Genomic DNA, 18,105 nt, shown 5'->3' with positions numbered 1-18,105 from the left:
TTTTTTAGTATAACAATCTTGAGATCCTCTGTCAATACCTTGAGATATTATCTGGCGGAGCTGACGGGAGTCGAACCCGCGTTCTCCTGCGTGACAGGCAGGCATGTTAGGCCACTACACCACAGCTCCAAATTTAAAGTGGAGCGGAAGACGGGATTCGAACCCGCGACCCTCGCCTTGGCAAGGCGATGCTCTACCACTGAGCCACTTCCGCATGCAGGTCTTATCGACGAATATAAATATAGCACACGAAGTGTAGACAAGTCAATATCCAAGTTGCGGGTAATTTGCTAAACTAAATCCTATGTTTACCCAATGGAAATTATTTACTATTTTATCTATTAATTGGAAGGGTTTTACATTTAATCGGAGAATTATTTAATAAAACATCATGGTGGGGGGTATTGTTCAGTGTTTCAAGAATATCGTCAAATTATCAATAGGGTTAAGGGTTTGGACAAGCCCTTATCTTCATTAACCCGAGCGGAAAGAAACGATGTCTTAAATCTTTCCATTCGTCAAGAAGAACTTGAAAAACAAATTGGTAAACATATTCAAGAGAGTTTCAAAGAGTTACAGGATGGCTTAGAGGTCGTAGCCGAATGGGTGCGTTTAATGAAAGAAGACGCCATCAAGGCACTGGGTATTGGCGGAACCCCTGAAGAAGTGTTAGCCTTGGAAGAAACTCTGGCCCAGGCTTCTTCACTGAATATGCAAATCTCCGGTTTAACTTTGGCCAATTTTTCCGCCCCGGAAAAAACTGAGTCCATTGAAAAAACCGGAGCCGAAGAGCCTGTAAAGGCTCCAATTAGCCTTATTAAAGCCAAAACCCCGAAAAACAGGCTCACCCTACCGGTAATTAATTCCACCATTGATATGGTCGAAAATGTCGAAGAACAAAAAATTGTTACAAAGGTTTTGGAAGAGATCACCGAATCCGTTGTTGCTGCGGCACCTACCATACAGTTAGCAGACGTATTTAATCAACCAAGAATTACCACACATAAAAGCAGACCACCTAAAAGAAAAAAACGTTAATAATCAACGATTACCTTTCAGGAAAGGAGGAATCATTTGCCCTACGGGCGATTAAAATGCTGTCATCCTTCACTGACGCTCAGGATGACATTCAATTTTCACTCTTTGATGGTGCCGTTAACGGCATGGAAGCCTATACTGCCATCGTTAAAAATTATTCCTTTGATCACACAAAAAAGCCATCTACTTGGTAGATGGCTTTAATTATTCATTGGAGGCGGCACCCAGATTCGAACTGGGGGATAAAGGATTTGCAGTCCTCTGCCTTACCACTTGGCTATGCCGCCAGCTTATAAATAAATGGAGCGGAAGACGGGATTCGAACCCGCGACCCTCGCCTTGGCAAGGCGATGCTCTACCACTGAGCCACTTCCGCATAAATGGTGCCTCGAGCCGGAATCGAACCAGCGACACGCGGATTTTCAGTCCGCTGCTCTACCAACTGAGCTATCGAGGCACTGCTGACGCTTATAAAATATATCATACTATGACATGTTTCGCAATAGTTTTTACCAATTTTTTTAAGAATTATAGCCCAGTGCTACCAAAGCCACCCTTTCCCCTCTCGGTATCGCCTAATTCTTCGCATTCAATAATCTCAATGTCGGGAAGGGCATGGATAATGGCTTGGGCGATGCGGTCCCCTGCTTTGAAAGATACCTCATAATGTCCTGCGTTATGAAGCAGCACAATTACCTCCCCACGATAGTCAGAATCCACCACACCTACAGCATTGCTTAGGGTGATGCCATATTTCTTGGCATTTCCACTGCGGGGATAAACCAACATGGCATAGGCCGGGGGCAATTCAAAGGCCAGACCCGTTCTCACAGATTTATGTTCTCCAGGGCAGATGGTAAAATCCTCTATTGAGTGTAGGTCGAAACCAGCACTTTCAGGCGTAGCACGCCTAGGCATTTCCGCATTTTCATGCAACTTTTTAATTTTAACAATGCAATTTTTAAAGCTAAATAAGCTACATTGTCTGAATGGGTACAAAGCTTCATCCCTCGGTATTTTAATTTCTTGCTTTTCGCATTTATAGTCTCCCCGAATAATCTCCACTCCATAGCGGCATCTTTTGCAAGTTTCTAACATATATAAACACCCCTAAGAACAGGATTTGTGATATTTGTCACTTCGACATTCCATATGAACTTTCCCTTCTATTTGGAAAAACTTTTTGTCATTTATTTGACAACTCCCTTGAATTACGCACAATTATATTGACTGCGTAATAATATATAAGTATATTAGTATTACCCCTTTGATATTTCAAAACAAGGAAGGAGGAAATTCGTTGAAAAATATTGTGCTATTAAAACGCATTCGCAAGCAGGCCATAACTTGGATTGTTTTGCCGGCAGTAATTGGTATTGGTTGGGTCTTTCCACCCGTTGGTTTCCTTTTATTATTATGCATGGTTGGTGCAGTGGGTCTGTCTTTCTTTAGTGGCCGCTCTTGGTGCGATTGGATGTGTCCACGAGGTGCCTTCTACGACGTGTTCTTTCAAAAATTCAATCAGGGAAAACCCGTTCCAAAATGGTTACGTTCAAACAAACTGCGTACTTTCATGGTAGGTTTAATATTCACCGTTCTGGGAACCCAGCTTTATTTTGCTTGGGGGGATTTACATGGTATGGGTATGGCCTTTGTTCGCCTACTAACCATAACCACTACTGTCGGCATAATATTGGGCCTAACCGTACACGCCAGGGGCTGGTGCCATATTTGCCCGATGGGTACATTGGCTAGTTGGTTCGGAAAGGGTAAGAAACCGTTATTTATTAATCGGGAAAAATGCAGCGACTGTGGTTTATGCACCAAAGCCTGCCCAATGGGCTTAGTCCCGAATATAGCTGAAAATGGTCGACTGACTGATCCAGATTGCATTAAGTGCGGCAGCTGTGTAGTTGCCTGCAATCGTAAGGTATTAAGCTTTGATCAGCCAATCAAGGAAGTTAAAAGGCCCGCTTAAGCAATAAAAAGGGTCGTGTCATTATAAGCATAAAAGTCCTTGGACACAAAAAACTCCTGAGTTATAACTCAGGAGTTTTCACTGGAGGCGGCACCCAGATTCGAACTGGGGGATAAAGGATTTGCAGTCCTCTGCCTTACCACTTGGCTATGCCGCCAGCTTATAAATAAGTGGAGCGGAAGACGGGATTCGAACCCGCGACCCTCGCCTTGGCAAGGCGATGCTCTACCACTGAGCCACTTCCGCATAGATGGTGCCTCGAGCCGGAATCGAACCAGCGACACGCGGATTTTCAGTCCGCTGCTCTACCAACTGAGCTATCGAGGCATTTATGTGGCGGAGCTGACGGGAGTCGAACCCGCGTTCTCCTGCGTGACAGGCAGGCATGTTAGGCCACTACACCACAGCTCCAAAGTCATTTAGCTCACGCTCACTGACATTGATTAGTATACAAAAACTACCCCCAGAAGTCAAATGTTATTTTTCTTACCCTATACTTTTATTTTAGATCTTCCAAAAGCCAAGATAGCTTCCCGTACCAGCTTAGCTCCTAGCAACGCTGTTTTCTCAGAATGATCATAGACCGGACTAATCTCCACCAAGTCCATGCCAACCACCTTTAATTCCTTCATTAAATAAATGGCTTCCAAAATTTCTGTTGAAGTACAGCCACCTGGCTCTGCCGTACCCGTTCCTGGTGCATAGGCTGGATCAACCACATCAATATCCAGTGATAGGTACACCGGATGTCCTAACAGCTCCGGTAACACTTGCTGCAATGGCTCCAGTACCTTTGCCGGAAACATCCGGGTATGTCCCCTGGCATAGTCAAATTCTTCCTTGGTGCCGGAGCGAATACCAAATTGGTAGATATTCTGCCCCCCCACTAAATCAACCGCCCGCCGCATAACGGAAGCATGGGAAAGGGTCTGTCCCATGTAATCCTGACGCAAATCTGCATGGGCATCAAAATGAAGAATCTTCAAACCAGGGTACTTTTTAACCACTTCCATAATTACCGGCAGGCTGATCAAATGCTCACCGCCAAGCACCAAAGGAAATTTGTTATCAGCAATAATCTTGGCCACAACTTTGCCAATCCGCTCCAGGCTTTCCAATACATGCCCAAAGGGCAGGGCAATATCACCGGCATCAAAATAGGCATAATCAGCCAGGTCAAGATCAAGCATCACGCTGTATTCTTCTAGCCCAACAGAAACCTGCCTAATGGCCCGGGGACCCTGGCGTGTCCCCGGGCGAAAGCTGACAGTAAAATCCATTGGTGCCCCCACCAGAACGACGTTAGAATTCTCGTAGTCCTGGGTGGCACCCATAAATCCAGTGCATTGATCGAGTAGATCAAACATTGGTAATCCCCCGTTATTTATTGATTAATTCTTGGACAAAGTTAGGCAAGGCAAAGGCTGCCTGATGGATATCATGGTTGTAGTAACGTGTTTTATAGCTGGGTTTTGTACTAAAATCCACCGCCTTGGGATCATATTTTTTAGATCCCATAGTGAAGGTCCAGCTACCACTGGGGTAGGTGGGTACGTGGGCCAGGTAAACATTCGTAATGGGGTACAGGGAACGAATATCTTTATTTACCTTGGGAATTAAATCCTTATTATAATAGGGAGACTCGGTTTGTGCTACAAAGATACCATCTTCCTTGAGGGCCTCATAACAATCTTTATAGAAGTTTCCTTCAAACAAACCTACGGCAGGTCCAATGGGATCGGTGGAATCCACAATAATGATATCAAATTCATTTTTGTGATCCCTTACATATTGAATGCCATCCACACAATGCACTTCAACCTTTGGATCATCCAAGGCACCTGCAATTTCAGGCAAATATTCTTTAGATACTTCCACCACCCGCCGGTCTATCTCTACCAATATTGCCTTTTCGACACTGGGATGTTTAATGATTTCACGGATAGCACCACCGTCACCGCCTCCGATGACCAATACTTTCCTAGGGTTTGCATGGGTATTTAAAGCCACATGGCTAATCATTTCATGATATACGAATTCGTCATTAATGCTTGTCATAATAATATTGTCCAACCAGAGCATGCGGCCTAAAAGTGGCGTATCAACAACTGCAAGGTGCTGAAATTCTGTTTGCTCTTCGTGTAACACCTTGCTTACCTCAATACCTAAAGCCAGTCCGGGAACAATCCCTCTCTCTGTATACCATAATTCCATTTCTTCACAGACCTCCTTATACTAATACCAAAGGGGAACTGCTGCTAGGGCACAACCAATTTTATCAACCTGATGTTCTGCGGAAGCAATCTTAATTGTCTTTAGTTCCAAACCACGGGTTTCAAATGCCTCTTGTAACATGCTATTGATACTTCTTTCAGCCTCTTCTTTACTACATTTCCCCGAGAACTCCATGATAACTCCAAAGGAGTCGCTGGAGTTAATACCCACTCCCACACAGGCGGCAATGGTATCACCAGGGATATCACTGACGATGTAGCCATAGGCTGTTGGAACTAGAGAACCTGGGGTCAATACCAAGCCGGGGTCTTCTTCACATCCCGGAGGTAGAATGCTAGATACTCTTAAGAGGTTAACATTTCCGATACGTGCTTTAAGCAATGCATTGTCAAATGCGGTAAGCTTGCTTTTTCCCTCGGAAGAAGCTGCTGTAACAAAATATTTCTTAGGAGTTTGTAGCATCCTTCGTTCCCCTTTCATTATTATTGCTTTTCCATCATTCTCCCTAACAACAAAACATATTATACCAAAGAGCAGTTAAAAATAAACTATTTTTTGTAATTGACCAATTTAATATTTGTAGCCCTTGAATTTATGATAGTTTTTTATATTGTCTCTTAATTTTTGTTTTTTGCTAATCTATGCCTTAGATCGTGACAACGAATGAAGCAAAGTATACAAATTTCAAATATTGAATGGTAGAAATGGTACAACAAAGGAGGATGATATAGGCAAGGGAAAAATCATGGCTTGAACAAATAGAAAAAATAATCAACCCCTCTATTTTAGAAAATCATTGACATCCTAAAATCATCGGCGTATAATGTGCCTCAAACCAAATATCAAAACCTTTGATTGAGAAGAGTACCTTACTTCAAGCATACTCAAAGAGAGCCGCCGGTGGTGAGAGCGCGGCAGTATCGAAATAGGGGAATGGACTCATGAGGACGGCAAGAAAGTGATGAACGAGTAATGGCCGACGGAATCTTCATCCGTTATCAAGGAAGCATGCATGTTGGTGCATGGAGCAAGTGGGCGAATTTTCGCCAATTTGGGTGGTATCGCAGAAGCAAGCTATACGCTTTTGTCCCTTACAAGGGGACAAAGGCGTTTTTTTATTGCAGGGAGGGATATGATTGGGACTGATACGATGGCGGGGGTGCTTCGTATGAATCATCACCCCATAAATATTCTGAAAGGATGAACAACCATGATCGCAAATATATTGAACAAGCTGACAAATCAAATCGAACTGACAAATGAGGAAATTTCCGGACTTATCCGGGCAATCAACGAGGATAAAATCAGCCCGGTGCAGATTGCGGGCTTCCAGGTGGCCTTGATGATGAAGGGCCCCACATTGGCAGAAATATCAGCGATTGCACAAGCCATGCGTGACAACTGCATACAGCTTTCCCCCAATGTACCCGGTGATCTCATGGACACATGTGGCACAGGCGGCGGTCTTTCCACATTCAATATATCCACCGCCGTAGCCATCGTAGCCGCTTCAGCGGGCATCACGGTGGCCAAGCACGGCAGCCGCTCTATTTCCAGTCTTTCAGGCAGCGCGGATGTACTGGAAGCACTGGATGTGGCAATAGACCTTGATCCCGCAGACGCTTCCAAGATGATGGAAGACATCGGTATCGCCTTTTTGTACGCGCCTCTATTCCATCCTGTGATGGGTAAAGTTCTCCCCCCCGAAACAGAGCTTGGCATCAAAACGATCTTCTACACGATTATTGGCCCGCTCATCAATCCGGCGGGAGCGAATCTGCATCTCATGGGAGTATATAAGCCGGAGCTGCTAGAAACAGTCAGCCAGGTGGCCCGTAGCTTGGGTTATCGGCACGGGCTATTTGTGCACGGCACCGATGGTTTGGATGAAATTTCTCTGCTGGGCCCCACGCTTGTACATGAACTCAAGGACGGCAAACTATCTCGTTATGAAATCACACCCGAGCAATTTGGCCTGACCCGTTGTACCCTTTCTGATATTGCAACCGGCACCCCCGCAGAAAATGCAAACACCATCCGACAGGTATTCTCCGGCATCGACAAAGGGCCGCGCCGTGATTCCGTTCTTTTGAATGCAGCAGGCGCGCTTTATGTCGGCGGACTTGCCGAGAATATTGCCGAAGGCTTGGCCATGGCCGCTGATCTGATTGATAGCGGCAAGGCGCAGGAAAAACTGCGCCAATTGTCCGAAGCTTCCAACCGTTACGCCAGACACAAACAAGAAAGGGAACTGCCATGAGGTTTACCAGCGCCTTAGAAAAAAGAAGGCAAGCGGGTCTTTTGCCTGTCATCCCCGACCTGAAGCGAAGATCTCCCAAGGAAGGAGATCTGTTCGCGGGCAGAGAGCTTCACAAGCTTGCCGAAGCCCTGCAGAACGCGGGCGCGCCTGTGCTGTCGGTTGTCACAGAATCGCAGCACTTTGGAGGCTCGTTGGAGCTGCTGAAGCAGGCCGTGGCCACCGGACTGCCTGTTTTACGCAAGGATTTCATCCAAACGGCAAGGGATATCGAGGAAACAGCACAGGCTGGAGCCGCAGCGGCATTGCTTATCGTGTCAATGCTTGATGAGAAAACCCTTGTCAGTCTGCTGGACAAGTGCAAAGCCTGTGGGCTGGATGCCTTGGTGGAGGTTCACACTGCGGCAGAGCTGGGGATTGTCAACCTGCTAGGCCCAAAGCTGGTGGGAATCAACAACCGGGATATTTTACGCCTGGAAAAAGACAATGGCACAGTTGAAAACACAAGTATGCTGGCGGCCCTTGTCAAACAGCCTGCTTTGGTTGTGAGCGAAAGTGCCATCCGTGACCAGGAGGATGCACGCCTGGCCCTACAAGCCGGGGCCGATGCCATTTTAGTGGGTACCGCTCTTTTGCAAGCAACAGACCTCGGCGCCAAGTACAGTCAATTGCAGGTGTCTATACCATGATGCCGGTTAAGATTTGTGGGATGACAAATGAAGAAGATATCTTCATGTGTTCGCAGCTTGGGGTTCATGCTTTGGGCCTTGTGGTGGAATACCCCGTGTCCGTTCCCTGGAACCTGACCGTTCACCGCGCTGCGTCCCTGTGTTATGCCATTCCCTCCACCGTAACAGCCTGTATGGTCACAGGCGGCAAACCAGACGATATTATTGCCAGGGCAAAGCGGGTGAGGCCCCAACTGGTGCAATTGCATTTTGAAGAAACACTGGAAGAAACCGCCTACATTGCCAAATCACTTGCGGCTGAGCAAATCCGTGTGATGAAAGCCCTTCGCGTAGGGCCTAGTGGGCGGTTGCTGTTTGAGATTGAAGACCCGACCGAAGCGGTGCGCTTGATTGCTCAAGCTGGCGTGGCCGCATTGTTGGTCGATTCCGGTACAGCAGAAAGGCCCGGCGGCAGCGGTATTGTTGTAAACCAGAAAACCTATCGTGCGGTTGCTGCAGCAAGCAACCTACCAGTGGTGCTGGCGGGAGGCCTGACCGCCCAAAACCTGCATGCAACGGTTCCCGCTGATCTGCCGCCCAGCGCAGTGGATGTGCTGAGTGGAGTGGAAGGCGAGCCGGGTCGGAAAGAAAAAGAAAAGGTGCGCGCATTTCTGCACGCGGCAAAATCACTGCCGAAAAGGAGTGGAAAATGATGGATCAATCCATGAAAAAAGGTCGCTACGGCACACATGGTGGGCAGTATGTGCCTGAGACGCTGATGAACGAACTGCTGCAGCTGGAACAGGCTTATGCTCAAGCAATGGAAGCTGCTGACTTCAGACGGGAATTGAACGCCCTGTTATCCGAATACGCCGGAAGGCCTTCTCTTTTGTACCACGCTAAGAAGATGACTCAGGATTTGGGCGGCCCTCAAATTTACCTGAAGCGGGAGGATTTGAACCATACGGGTTCCCACAAAATCAACAACGTGCTGGGACAAGTACTTTTGGCAAAGCGCATGGGCAAAACCCGGGTGATTGCGGAAACGGGAGCCGGTCAGCATGGCGTAGCGACCGCAACGGCGGCAGCGCTCCTTGGGCTTGAGTGTGCCATCTTCATGGGAAAGGAAGATGTGGAACGCCAACTGCTGAATGTTTACCGCATGGAACTGCTGGGCGCAACCATAACGCCAGTCACAACCGGAACCATGACACTGAAGGATGCTGTAAACGAAACCATGCGGGAGTGGACCCGTCGTGTGGATGATACCCTGTATGTGCTGGGGTCGGTGATGGGACCCCACCCATTCCCCATGATGGTGCGGGATTTCCAAAGCGTCATTGGCAGAGAAGCACGCGCACAGATACTGGTGGAAACCGGACGGCTCCCCACCGCTGTGATGGCTTGTGTGGGTGGTGGCAGCAACGCAATGGGCCTGTTTTATTCCTTCCTGCAGGATGAAACAGTGCGACTGATTGGCTGTGAAGCAGCCGGCCAGGGCGTTGAGACGGACCGACATGCCGCCACGATCGCGAAGGGCAGCATGGGGATTTTCCACGGCATGAAGTCATATTTCTGCCAGGACGAGTTTGGGCAGATCGCTCCGGTGTATTCTATCTCGGCGGGATTGGATTACCCAGGCATCGGTCCGGAGCATGCTCACCTGTACGACATCGGCCGCGCGGAATATCGGCCCGTCACCGATGAAGAGGCTGTCCACGCCTTTGAATACCTGGCAAGAACCGAGGGTATTATTTGCGCCATAGAAAGTGCCCATGCCGTGGCTCAGCTGATAAAAATGGCAAAAGAATTCACGCCGCAGGACAGTGTTGTTGTCTGCCTGTCGGGCCGAGGTGATAAAGACGTGGCGGCGATCGCCCGGTATAGAGGGAGGGCTATCAATGAATAGAATCACCAAGGCATTCGGAGCTGGGCGGCCATTTATCGGTTTTATCACCGGGGGTGATCCATCGGTGGAAAAAACAGAAGAATTCATTCTGGATATGATTGAGGGTGGCGCCGATATCGTTGAGATCGGTATCCCCTTTTCAGATCCCATTGCGGAAGGTCCCACCATCCAAGCGGCCAGCCTGCGCGCGCTTCAAAACGGGACCAATGTTGACAAATTATTTGATATGGTAGCCTCCCTGCGTCTCAAAACCCAAATACCGCTTTTGTTTATGACCTATCTGAATCCGGTGTTTCATTATGGGTATGAGCGTTTCTTTGCCCGCTGCCAAGCCTGTGGCTTGGACGGTATCATCATCCCAGACTTACCTTATGAAGAGCGGCAGGACGTGGAGGATATTTCAAACCGCTATGGCATCGCGCTTATTTCCATGGTTGCCCCGACGTCCAAAGACAGAATCAGTCAAATTGTACAGCATGCGCAGGGCTTTATCTACACTGTTTCTTCCATGGGGGTCACAGGCGTGCGCAGCAATCTGGACGACACGATCGCCCAATTGGTTCAAAGCATCAAAAAAAAGACCCCCGTACCAGTGGCCGTAGGCTTTGGAATCAGCACCCCCGAGCAAGCGCGTGCGGTTGTCCAATATGCTGATGGCGTGATTGTGGGCAGCGCACTGGTCAATATCATTGCCTCTCACAAGGAAGAGGCCGGGCTGTTTTTACGGGAATATGTGCAAAAGATGAAAGCGGCTATGGTCGTGCAAGAATAAACCAACCGGATTCTTGCTATCTTATGGTGAGTGGATAGGATAATCTTTCAACTATACATGAAAAAATGACTGGTGTTCGTTTTTTTCCAAAGCAATAAATTATATACAGGGCCTATTATATTTTCTAGGCATGAGTTTTGTTCCCCCCGGGCATGCTATTTTGGAAAGGCAAATAATTTTCAAAGGGGGCAGACTGTATGAAGACAATTACCGGATTTTTCTCCTCCAAGGATCAAGCAGAAAGAGCCATCAAGGAATTGCGCCGCAATGGCTATGATAAGGAAATTTCGATGGTGGCCAAGGATGATGAAAAGATGCAGGAAGGACCCAGAACCTCCAACTTTACCGGTGGAGATGGTGTCGCGGATGGCGCAGTTGGTGGTGCTACCATAGGTGGTCTAGCTGGTTTAGCCTTGGGCGTCGGTGCCTTAGCTATTCCTGGGTTTGGTCCTTTGGTCGCTGCAGGCCCAATTGCCGCCATTTTATCCGGTGCTGCCACAGGTGGTATTGCCGGTGGATTGGCCGACTATGGCATTCCTGCTGAAAAGGGTCGGGAATATGAAAACCGTATCCGCGAAGGCAAAATGTTGGTGACCGTTAAATCTGCTGATGGCACAGCCGAAAAAGCTGCCGAGGCTTTAAGAAATGCCGGTGCTGAAAACGTAGAAATCCATTAAACCAAGCACAGGGAGTGTCGCACTACTTTTTAGTAGCAGTGACACTCTCCTTTTTTAGCCGTCAGCTTCCGCTTTAGCGCTCAAAAACCATTCCTGACACCACAGACAGTTACGTATTACCTACATAAAAAGTCCAAGCCCCACGGCTCGTGGCCCTAAGCACTTCCTACGGCTATCTTGCTGATAGCTGACGGCTATTCAGTTATTCTCTTCCAATCTACTTCTTATATCCCTAGCTGCATCCGAATCCAAGGGCTTTTCTGTTGCATCCGTCGACCCGTCAAATAAATGCCGCTTCATGCTAAATTCTGAGGTTACACTATCAATTTGAATGGAATCTACCGCAATTAAACGATTTTCTTTCCCATCATGATAATAATTTAGCAGCATCACGGAATAGGGTCTTTTCTCTACTTCCTGCAGCGCACCTAAACCAGAGGCACCGGAGGTCCCAGCATTGATCAGAACACTATGCCCCACCTTTTCCACGTTAAACTGGTGATTATGCCCAAATAGCAGCACAGGTGCCAATCCAGCCAGGGGGCGGGCCACATAGGGACTGTGCACAGCTATGATATCCACGGGTTTATCCTGTTTAGCCAGGGAATATTTAATTTGTTTAACGAATTGTTCTTCCTCTTCCGGGGCAACCGATTTAATCTGATTGGTACGGGAGGCAGGATCATGAAAACCGACGATTCTAAAACCCTTTATCTCAACGGGTTTCCCGAGAACCATGACGTTTCCCTTTAACTCTTTCATTTTACTAATAATGCTGGGGGAATCATGATTACCTGCCAGGAAGAGATAGGGCACGGGTAAGCTTTTAATACGTTCCAGCAACAACCCTTCCAGGGGGGTGCCAAAATCGCTAATATCCCCCGTATCAATAATAAAATCAACCTGAAACAATTCCGCCATTCTTCGGACCACTTCTATACCCGCAGGATTATTATGAAGATCCGATACATGGAGGATTTTGGTCGTATTGGTGTCCGTGGCAAGGGGCTGAAGGTTATCCACTTGTTCATAAAGCTGATAAAAGTTTTCAGCCACCAATTGAAGTTTATTACTTAGGGTATCGATTTTGGTAATGGCTTCTTCGGCAATTCCGATCATCCAGGGGGCCGCCTTTAATGCTCCTTCATACTCAGGGTTTGAGAACCGATTAACATCAAAACTTTTATACGTGGCAAAAAGCAAAAGACCGACTATACCCACCGCCACAAGGCTTCCCAATAGATATTCGGTTATCTTTCGGGAACGTAATAAAAAAGCTCCCAATAACCCAGCCACTCCGGCCAGGGCAATTAATTTCCCTACATATCTTCTTGCTTCCTTTTTTAAATCATTCTCCAGCCTTAGGGAAATTTCTCTTTGGTCAACATTATTTTGTACGAGGCTTTGAATTTTTTCTAAATCGAGACCCGTTAAATGCACCGTCATCTTTAAAGGAGTGCTGTGTGTGTAAGCCCTTACCAACCCCAAAGGCGGCACCTCCAGTTGGGTGGTCCCTTGATAGGCCAAGGTGGTGCGCACATTAAACTCAAGGCCTTCAAAATCAAAGGAATGGCTGCCAAAAATATGAACTGCCAACAAGGACAGAAAAATTGCTATAGCAATTATCAATACATGCCTGTTTATTTTGATTTTCATAATTACATTCTCTGTACTTTGAGCACTCTTTATGTAAGGTGTCAAAAGAACCGTCACCATGACACCCACCCTTGACATTGCTTGCTTATTTTCTAAGTTGTTCAAATATACTTTTATAAACCAATGCATCCTCCGCCTGAGTCCCGGCTGATTCACAAATTATTACTGGCTCCATCTGGCGTTCTACCATTAATTCCGCCAGGGGTGTAAAGTCAGGGCCATACAGATGACTTTCCTGCAGGGTCCAGTGTTTCTTTTCGCCGGCCTTGGTAAACTCAATCGTACTAAAATGCATATGCAGGCGATTAACCACTTCTTGACCCAGAGTCTGTTCAATCCGATCTAATATCCTGGCATAGTCTTCTTTGGTTTTTAAATTACCCTGGCTAATCGCATTTAGATGTCCAAAATCAACGCAAGGTATCACTTGCTCTCCCAACGTACATAATTCTAGAACTTCCTCTAGGGAGCCCATCTGATTAATTTTACCCATTGTTTCCGGAGCCAGAAAAATATTTTGTAAACCCTCTGCGGCAACCTCCTGTAAAATCTCTTTAAATAAAACCTTAGCACGGTCAAAAGTAACCAATCTGTCACTCCCTGGGCCACCCCCGGGATGAAATACGACAGTTTGTGCTCCCATCCATTTGGCTACCCGTAATGAATCCAATAGGTATCCCTTGGTTTTTATCTTTTTCTCAGGTTCTTCTGTACTCAAATTGATGTAATAGGGAGCATGGATCGAGAGGGTTATCCCAAACTGGCGTGCCCTTTCCCCCAATTCCCTGGCCATTGGTTCTTTGATTTTGACACCCCGGCTACACTGATACTCATAGGCATTTAAACCTTGCCTTGACAACCATGCTGGCATATCCAAGGAACTTTTATACCCTTGGGAATAAAAAGCATCCGGTGCTCCTGCAGAGCCAAATTTAACAGTCATTTTTTCTCTCCTTTACCTGGTCAACGATTTATTCTATCTATTTTGGAAGGATTTTACATATATGGAAGTGAATATACATATTAAAACCTTTAATGGGGGTTAAAAATGAGAAATAAACTATACCAGCTAGTCTTTTTATTTCTATTTTTGGGGTTCCTTTCGGCTATTATGGGCTACGATAGAGATAATTTTCCTGTGCTATCCAAAACACAAATTCCCCAAGAAATGGATCTCACCTATGCGATGGCAGAGCCATTGAAAACGCTAGATCCAGCTGAAGCCAATAATATGTCGGAAGCAAGGGTTTTGTCAAATATTTTTGAGGGCCTCGTCCGCTATCGGTCAGGCAGCAGTGAAATCGAACCTTGCCTAGCCACCGATTGGGAGATATCCAAAGACGGCTGTAATTGGATTTTCCATTTAAGAAAAAATATTAGCTTTCATGACGGCACACCCTTTAATGCCGAGGCAGTAAAAATTAATATCGAAAGACAACTGCCACCCCAAAAAAAGGATACCATGTCCTATGGCAGTTTTACCTTTGGCATCGTTAAGGCAGTGGATGTCATTGATGAATACACCATAAAATTTACTTTAAAGACCCCTTACTCACCCTTTTTAAGAAACCTTGCCATGCCCTGGTCCGCACCAATTGTTAGTCCACAATCCCTCAGGGCAGCAACGAAGGGTAATCAGGCAAACTATGCAGGTACAGGCCCCTTTTTCCTAGCAGACTGGCGAGAAGGTGCACCGGTCCTCTTGGCCTATGAAAAATACTGGGGTCAAAAGCCCTTAATCAAATCCATCGCCTTTCTTCCCCAGTCTCCCCAGCAAAGGGCCACTGTCCTTGATAAAGGAATTGTGCAGCTAGTCGATTTATCGGATTTACCCCCGGCAGATATTAAGTCAGAAAGAATGGTTATTACCACTCAAACAGCACCTTCCATCAGTTATCTTGGGATGTACAACAATCGTCCTCCCTTTAACAACGACAAGGTGCGGCGAGCCCTTTGCATGTCCATCGATACAAAGGATTTGAGCATGCAAATGTTTGGGCATCAAGCTTTGGCTGCTAATAGTATTCTGCCACCGTTCATTGCAGGCCATCATGAAAATTTAAAACCCTATTATGGCGGTTCTGAAAAAGCAAAGGAACTACTAAAACAATATGGTTACCCAAATGGACTGGACATCACACTCATCACTTATAATACACCCCGCCCCTATAATCTACTGGGGGGAGCTGAATTGGCTAATATTATTAAAAAACAACTGGCACCGGCTGGTATTCGTGTGATCGTAAAGGTTTATCCATGGCATGAATTTAAATCGGCCCTGCATAAACAACAGGGTGATGCCTTTTTATTCGGTTGGGTCAGTGACAATTTGGACCCAGATAATTTTCTTTATACCCTGCTGTCTGCCAATGAAACTGCCAAAACAAACCTTACCTATTATAAAAACAGTGAGGTAGACCGTTTAATCAGTGCCGCTCAAAAAGAACAAGATGAGAAAACACGGATTCGGTTATACTACCACGCCCAACAGATCATGCTTCAGGATACGCCTATGGTCTTTTTGAATTATGGTCAAGAAAAAATTGCTATTGCTAAAAATGTAAAGGATGTAGAAATCACAAGCTTCGGTATTCCCCTTTTTGCCAAGGCCTACATTCAAAAATAATCTTTGCAGACAAATGCCAGGACACAAACTGCGAAGTTTATCAAAGAAAATAAATAAAAAATGAATAGATTTTCAATTTTGGAAAAAGATATGACTAGTAAGTTCCAAAATTTATTAGGGGAGGTCATTCCATGCAAGCTATGCAACAACTGCAAGATCGCGTCAATCATCTGCGGAATGATATCAGTCAAATTCAACAAATGTGTAACCAAATGCAACAGACGGAACAACAAAATGCTCAACAATTGCAACAACTCTCAAGCCATGAGTCCACTACCGCACAGCAATTGCAGCGCCTCAGTCAGACATTGCAACATATGAATCAAGACTTAGCTCAAATTAGCAGTGCATCTCAACAATTACCCCAGCAAAACCAGCAGTATAACATTAATCCTTACGGGCAAGGCCAACCATATGGCAGTTTCATGAGTTCTACTGTAGATCCCCAGGCCTTAAACTCTGTGAGCAACCTTGGGCAATATACCAGTTTTCAAAGCAATCAAAGCCAACCCTTTGCTCAATATAACCAAAACAGTTCACAGCAATTTGGCCAGCAGGCTAATCCATCCCAATCAAGCCGCCCATTTGCCCAATACAACCAGTACGGCCAGCAACAAGGGCAGCAATATGGTAGCTTTGGTCAAGGACAACAGTTGAGTCAAAATAATCAACAGAGCCAACCCTATGCCCAATACAACCAGTACGGTCAACAACAACAGGAGCAAAACTTTCAAAATCTAGGTACCTATGGTCAGAGTACCAGTCAAGCAAATTACCTTAGTGGCCAGCTTGGATCATTTAGCAGCCCCCAATTGGGACAACTTTACAATCAATACAATCAATAACCAGGCCTTAATAGGGAGTGTCGAAAACTACTTTTAGTAGTAAGCGACACTCCCTTTTTATTTCACCTACATAACGAATGTACTATTCATAATGTATGAACATCAATTTTTTTACAAACAAAGGTTTAATTAGACATTTTATCCCCCTTACAAAAGCAACCAATGAGAAGTATAATGAATATACAATTTATGGTATTGTTTGCAGGAGGTGTAAATTATGGCAAAGACTTTAAAAGAGGGTGCTGCATATAATCAGCGTGACATAGTGGACATACTTGCAGAATTTTCCGGGTTCAAAGACAGGGTAGAAAAGAAATTTAAAGATGTAGCAAAGGAACTAGACGGCAAAGCAAACGAGCATGAACTCTGGGTAGGAGTATACATGATTGCCAGTGATTATGCAGATGAACAAGCTTCCCGTCGCAAAGTAGTTGTTGACCAAATTCAAAAGATATCGTAGTAATATAACAACCCTGTAGCCGCAGGGTTGTCTCATGTTAATCTTCAGATTGACATTTTTTGTTAGTGAAAGTATAATCAACAAAAAACAAACAGGAGGATGCTATAATGACTTTTGAAGTATATTACCCTCGTTCTGAAAACTACGTATCCGTATCTAAAAATCATATTACTTTAAATCGCAACCTAGCAGCAAAACTAAACGTTGACCATATCGAATTAGCCTACGATAGAGAAACAAAGGTTATTCGTATTCAAGGCTCCTCAGCCGATAGCGGTCTTATATTAAACAAAACACGCATTGGTGCAAAGGGTTTTTTACAATACTTTGGCATCGAAAACAAAGGCAAATTTCCAGCTACCTATAATGAAGAAGAAAATAGCATCTATATTCAATTATAATACAGCCCAACCATAAAGGTTGGGTTTTTTCAAAATTATATCTATTTAATGGAAAGGTAGGTTTTCGTTATGGTGATACATCCTTCCGTCTTTATTGCACCTGGTGCAATGGTTATTGGTGCTGTTAACATTCAAGATCAAGCCAGCATTTGGTATAATGCGGTGGTTCGGGGGGATGCTGACAGTATTTTCATCGGTAAAAAAACCAATATTCAGGATTGCTGTGTACTTCATCAAGACAAAGGTTTCCCCCTGCAGGTGGGAGAAAATGTTACTGTAGGGCACGGCACCATTCTGCATGGTTGCAATATAGGAAGTAATTGCATAGTAGGTATGGGCTCCATTGTACTCAATGGAGCCAAAATAGGGGAAGGATCAATTATTGGTGCCGGCACGCTGGTCAAGGAAGGCCAGGAAATTCCACCCGGGTCCCTGGCGGTAGGTTCACCGGCCAGGATCATTCGCAGCTTAACAGAAGAGGAAAAAGAAAAAATTATTCATTCAGCCCAACATTACTACCAAATGGCTCAAAAATATAAAAACGATCTGAAATAGTCTCCATGTTAAAAGACCAGGTCATGCA

The 18,105-nt window shown here is 45.6% G+C and carries 20 protein-coding genes, 9 tRNA genes and 1 other annotated feature; of the genes, 14 read left to right on the top strand and 15 right to left on the bottom strand.

The genetic code is table 11. The features are described from left to right. Nucleotides 1–52: 52 nt before the first annotated feature. Nucleotides 53–129: transfer RNA gene (locus tag V6C11_RS00450), tRNA-Asp, on the bottom strand. A gap of 10 nt (nt 130–139) precedes the next feature. Then, nucleotides 140–214, bottom strand: a tRNA-Gly gene (locus V6C11_RS00445). Nucleotides 215–411: 197 nt separating this feature from the next. Between V6C11_RS00445 and V6C11_RS00440 the strand changes: the two genes are divergently transcribed. Together V6C11_RS00440 and V6C11_RS00435 are read left to right on the top strand one after the other, a co-directional pair. Continuing rightward, entirely contained in the window at nt 412–1,038 is a 627-nt protein-coding gene (locus V6C11_RS00440) for a hypothetical protein (protein WP_333529111.1), read from the top strand. Between the two features lie 56 nt (nt 1,039–1,094). Beyond that, nucleotides 1,095–1,232, top strand: coding sequence for a hypothetical protein (locus V6C11_RS00435; protein ID WP_333529110.1), 138 nt, complete (start codon nt 1,095–1,097; stop codon nt 1,230–1,232). 18 nt (nt 1,233–1,250) lie between these two features. Here V6C11_RS00435 and V6C11_RS00430 read toward each other — a convergent pair. The 4 genes from V6C11_RS00430 to dut form a co-directional block, all read right to left on the bottom strand. Beyond that, a tRNA-Cys gene (locus tag V6C11_RS00430) sits at nt 1,251–1,325 on the bottom strand. Nucleotides 1,326–1,339: 14 nt separating this feature from the next. Next, nucleotides 1,340–1,414, bottom strand: a tRNA-Gly gene (locus tag V6C11_RS00425). Between the two features lie 5 nt (nt 1,415–1,419). Further along, nucleotides 1,420–1,495, bottom strand: a tRNA-Phe gene (locus tag V6C11_RS00420). 71 nt (nt 1,496–1,566) lie between these two features. Next, complete coding sequence (gene dut / locus V6C11_RS00415; protein WP_333529109.1) at nt 1,567–2,136, bottom strand: dUTP diphosphatase; 570 nt, start codon at nt 2,134–2,136, stop codon at nt 1,567–1,569. A 202-nt stretch (nt 2,137–2,338) separates the two neighbouring features. Here dut and V6C11_RS00410 point away from each other — a divergent pair, with 202 nt between their 5' ends. Next, nucleotides 2,339–3,016, top strand: coding sequence for a 4Fe-4S binding protein (locus V6C11_RS00410; RefSeq protein WP_333529108.1), 678 nt, complete (start codon nt 2,339–2,341; stop codon nt 3,014–3,016). A gap of 82 nt (nt 3,017–3,098) precedes the next feature. On the opposite strand, the gene V6C11_RS00405 is transcribed toward V6C11_RS00410, so the two are convergent. The 7 genes from V6C11_RS00405 to V6C11_RS00375 form a co-directional block, all read right to left on the bottom strand. Continuing rightward, nucleotides 3,099–3,173: transfer RNA gene (locus tag V6C11_RS00405), tRNA-Cys, on the bottom strand. Nucleotides 3,174–3,187: 14 nt separating this feature from the next. Next, a tRNA-Gly gene (locus V6C11_RS00400) sits at nt 3,188–3,262 on the bottom strand. A 5-nt stretch (nt 3,263–3,267) separates the two neighbouring features. Then, a tRNA-Phe gene (locus tag V6C11_RS00395) sits at nt 3,268–3,343 on the bottom strand. 7 nt (nt 3,344–3,350) lie between these two features. Further along, a tRNA-Asp gene (locus tag V6C11_RS00390) sits at nt 3,351–3,427 on the bottom strand. An 80-nt stretch (nt 3,428–3,507) separates the two neighbouring features. Then, nucleotides 3,508–4,383 (bottom strand): agmatinase, encoded by an 876-nt coding sequence (speB, locus tag V6C11_RS00385; RefSeq protein ID WP_333529107.1) that lies wholly within the window; start codon nt 4,381–4,383, stop codon nt 3,508–3,510. Nucleotides 4,384–4,396: 13 nt separating this feature from the next. Next, the gene (gene speE / locus V6C11_RS00380; protein ID WP_333529106.1) at nt 4,397–5,230 is read right to left on the bottom strand and encodes a polyamine aminopropyltransferase; all 834 of its coding nucleotides are present in this window, start codon (nt 5,228–5,230) and stop codon (nt 4,397–4,399) included. 21 nt (nt 5,231–5,251) lie between these two features. Continuing rightward, entirely contained in the window at nt 5,252–5,713 is a 462-nt protein-coding gene (locus tag V6C11_RS00375) for a pyruvoyl-dependent arginine decarboxylase (RefSeq protein ID WP_333529105.1), read from the bottom strand. A gap of 380 nt (nt 5,714–6,093) precedes the next feature. After that, nucleotides 6,094–6,346 (top strand) — a binding site (T-box leader). A 115-nt stretch (nt 6,347–6,461) separates the two neighbouring features. Here V6C11_RS00375 and trpD point away from each other — a divergent pair. The 6 genes from trpD to V6C11_RS00345 all read left to right on the top strand — a co-directional run bounded on the left by trpD (nt 6,462) and on the right by V6C11_RS00345 (nt 11,534). Then, nucleotides 6,462–7,511: an anthranilate phosphoribosyltransferase gene (gene trpD, locus V6C11_RS00370; protein WP_333529104.1), complete on the top strand. Its 1,050-nt coding sequence runs from the start codon at nt 6,462–6,464 to the stop codon at nt 7,509–7,511. Next, nucleotides 7,508–8,197 carry an indole-3-glycerol-phosphate synthase gene (locus tag V6C11_RS00365; RefSeq protein ID WP_333529103.1) on the top strand — a complete coding sequence of 230 codons (690 nt, stop codon included), beginning with the start codon at nt 7,508–7,510 and terminating at the stop codon, nt 8,195–8,197. The genes trpD and V6C11_RS00365 overlap by 4 nt, the downstream gene beginning before the upstream one ends. Beyond that, nucleotides 8,194–8,889: a phosphoribosylanthranilate isomerase gene (locus V6C11_RS00360; RefSeq protein ID WP_333529102.1), complete on the top strand. Its 696-nt coding sequence runs from the start codon at nt 8,194–8,196 to the stop codon at nt 8,887–8,889. Before V6C11_RS00365 ends, V6C11_RS00360 begins: the two co-directional genes overlap by 4 nt. An 11-nt stretch (nt 8,890–8,900) precedes the next feature. Further along, nucleotides 8,901–10,085 carry a tryptophan synthase subunit beta gene (gene trpB, locus V6C11_RS00355; RefSeq protein WP_333529128.1) on the top strand — a complete coding sequence of 395 codons (1,185 nt, stop codon included), beginning with the start codon at nt 8,901–8,903 and terminating at the stop codon, nt 10,083–10,085. After that, nucleotides 10,078–10,857, top strand: a complete 780-nt coding sequence (trpA, locus tag V6C11_RS00350) for a tryptophan synthase subunit alpha (protein WP_333529101.1) — start codon at nt 10,078–10,080, stop codon at nt 10,855–10,857. Before trpB ends, trpA begins: the two co-directional genes overlap by 8 nt. Nucleotides 10,858–11,054: 197 nt before the next feature. Continuing rightward, complete coding sequence (locus V6C11_RS00345; protein WP_333529100.1) at nt 11,055–11,534, top strand: hypothetical protein; 480 nt, start codon at nt 11,055–11,057, stop codon at nt 11,532–11,534. 198 nt (nt 11,535–11,732) lie between these two features. On the opposite strand, the gene V6C11_RS00340 is transcribed toward V6C11_RS00345, so the two are convergent. Together V6C11_RS00340 and V6C11_RS00335 are read right to left on the bottom strand one after the other, a co-directional pair. Then, nucleotides 11,733–13,190: a metallophosphoesterase family protein gene (locus V6C11_RS00340; protein WP_333529099.1), complete on the bottom strand. Its 1,458-nt coding sequence runs from the start codon at nt 13,188–13,190 to the stop codon at nt 11,733–11,735. Between the two features lie 85 nt (nt 13,191–13,275). Further along, nucleotides 13,276–14,133 (bottom strand): TIM barrel protein, encoded by an 858-nt coding sequence (locus V6C11_RS00335; RefSeq protein WP_333529098.1) that lies wholly within the window; start codon nt 14,131–14,133, stop codon nt 13,276–13,278. 105 nt (nt 14,134–14,238) lie between these two features. Here V6C11_RS00335 and V6C11_RS00330 point away from each other — a divergent pair, with 105 nt between their 5' ends. From V6C11_RS00330 to V6C11_RS00310, 5 genes are all read left to right on the top strand, one after another. Next, the gene (locus V6C11_RS00330) at nt 14,239–15,816 is read left to right on the top strand and encodes an ABC transporter substrate-binding protein (RefSeq protein WP_333529097.1); all 1,578 of its coding nucleotides are present in this window, start codon (nt 14,239–14,241) and stop codon (nt 15,814–15,816) included. Between the two features lie 131 nt (nt 15,817–15,947). After that, nucleotides 15,948–16,661 (top strand): hypothetical protein, encoded by a 714-nt coding sequence (locus V6C11_RS00325; protein ID WP_333529096.1) that lies wholly within the window; start codon nt 15,948–15,950, stop codon nt 16,659–16,661. A gap of 217 nt (nt 16,662–16,878) precedes the next feature. Then, nucleotides 16,879–17,121, top strand: coding sequence for a hypothetical protein (locus V6C11_RS00320; protein ID WP_333529095.1), 243 nt, complete (start codon nt 16,879–16,881; stop codon nt 17,119–17,121). Nucleotides 17,122–17,228: 107 nt separating this feature from the next. Next, nucleotides 17,229–17,522 carry a hypothetical protein gene (locus V6C11_RS00315; RefSeq protein WP_333529094.1) on the top strand — a complete coding sequence of 98 codons (294 nt, stop codon included), beginning with the start codon at nt 17,229–17,231 and terminating at the stop codon, nt 17,520–17,522. A 69-nt stretch (nt 17,523–17,591) separates the two neighbouring features. Next, nucleotides 17,592–18,077: a gamma carbonic anhydrase family protein gene (locus tag V6C11_RS00310; protein ID WP_333529093.1), complete on the top strand. Its 486-nt coding sequence runs from the start codon at nt 17,592–17,594 to the stop codon at nt 18,075–18,077. Nucleotides 18,078–18,105 lie beyond the last annotated feature (28 nt).

This window comes from Desulfotomaculum sp. 1211_IL3151, assembly GCF_036763075.1.
Taxonomy (GTDB): Bacteria; Bacillota; Desulfotomaculia; order Desulfotomaculales; family Desulfotomaculaceae; genus Desulfotomaculum.
Note: the sequence above shows the minus strand (reverse complement) of the source record. Positions and strands in the feature narration are given on the sequence as shown.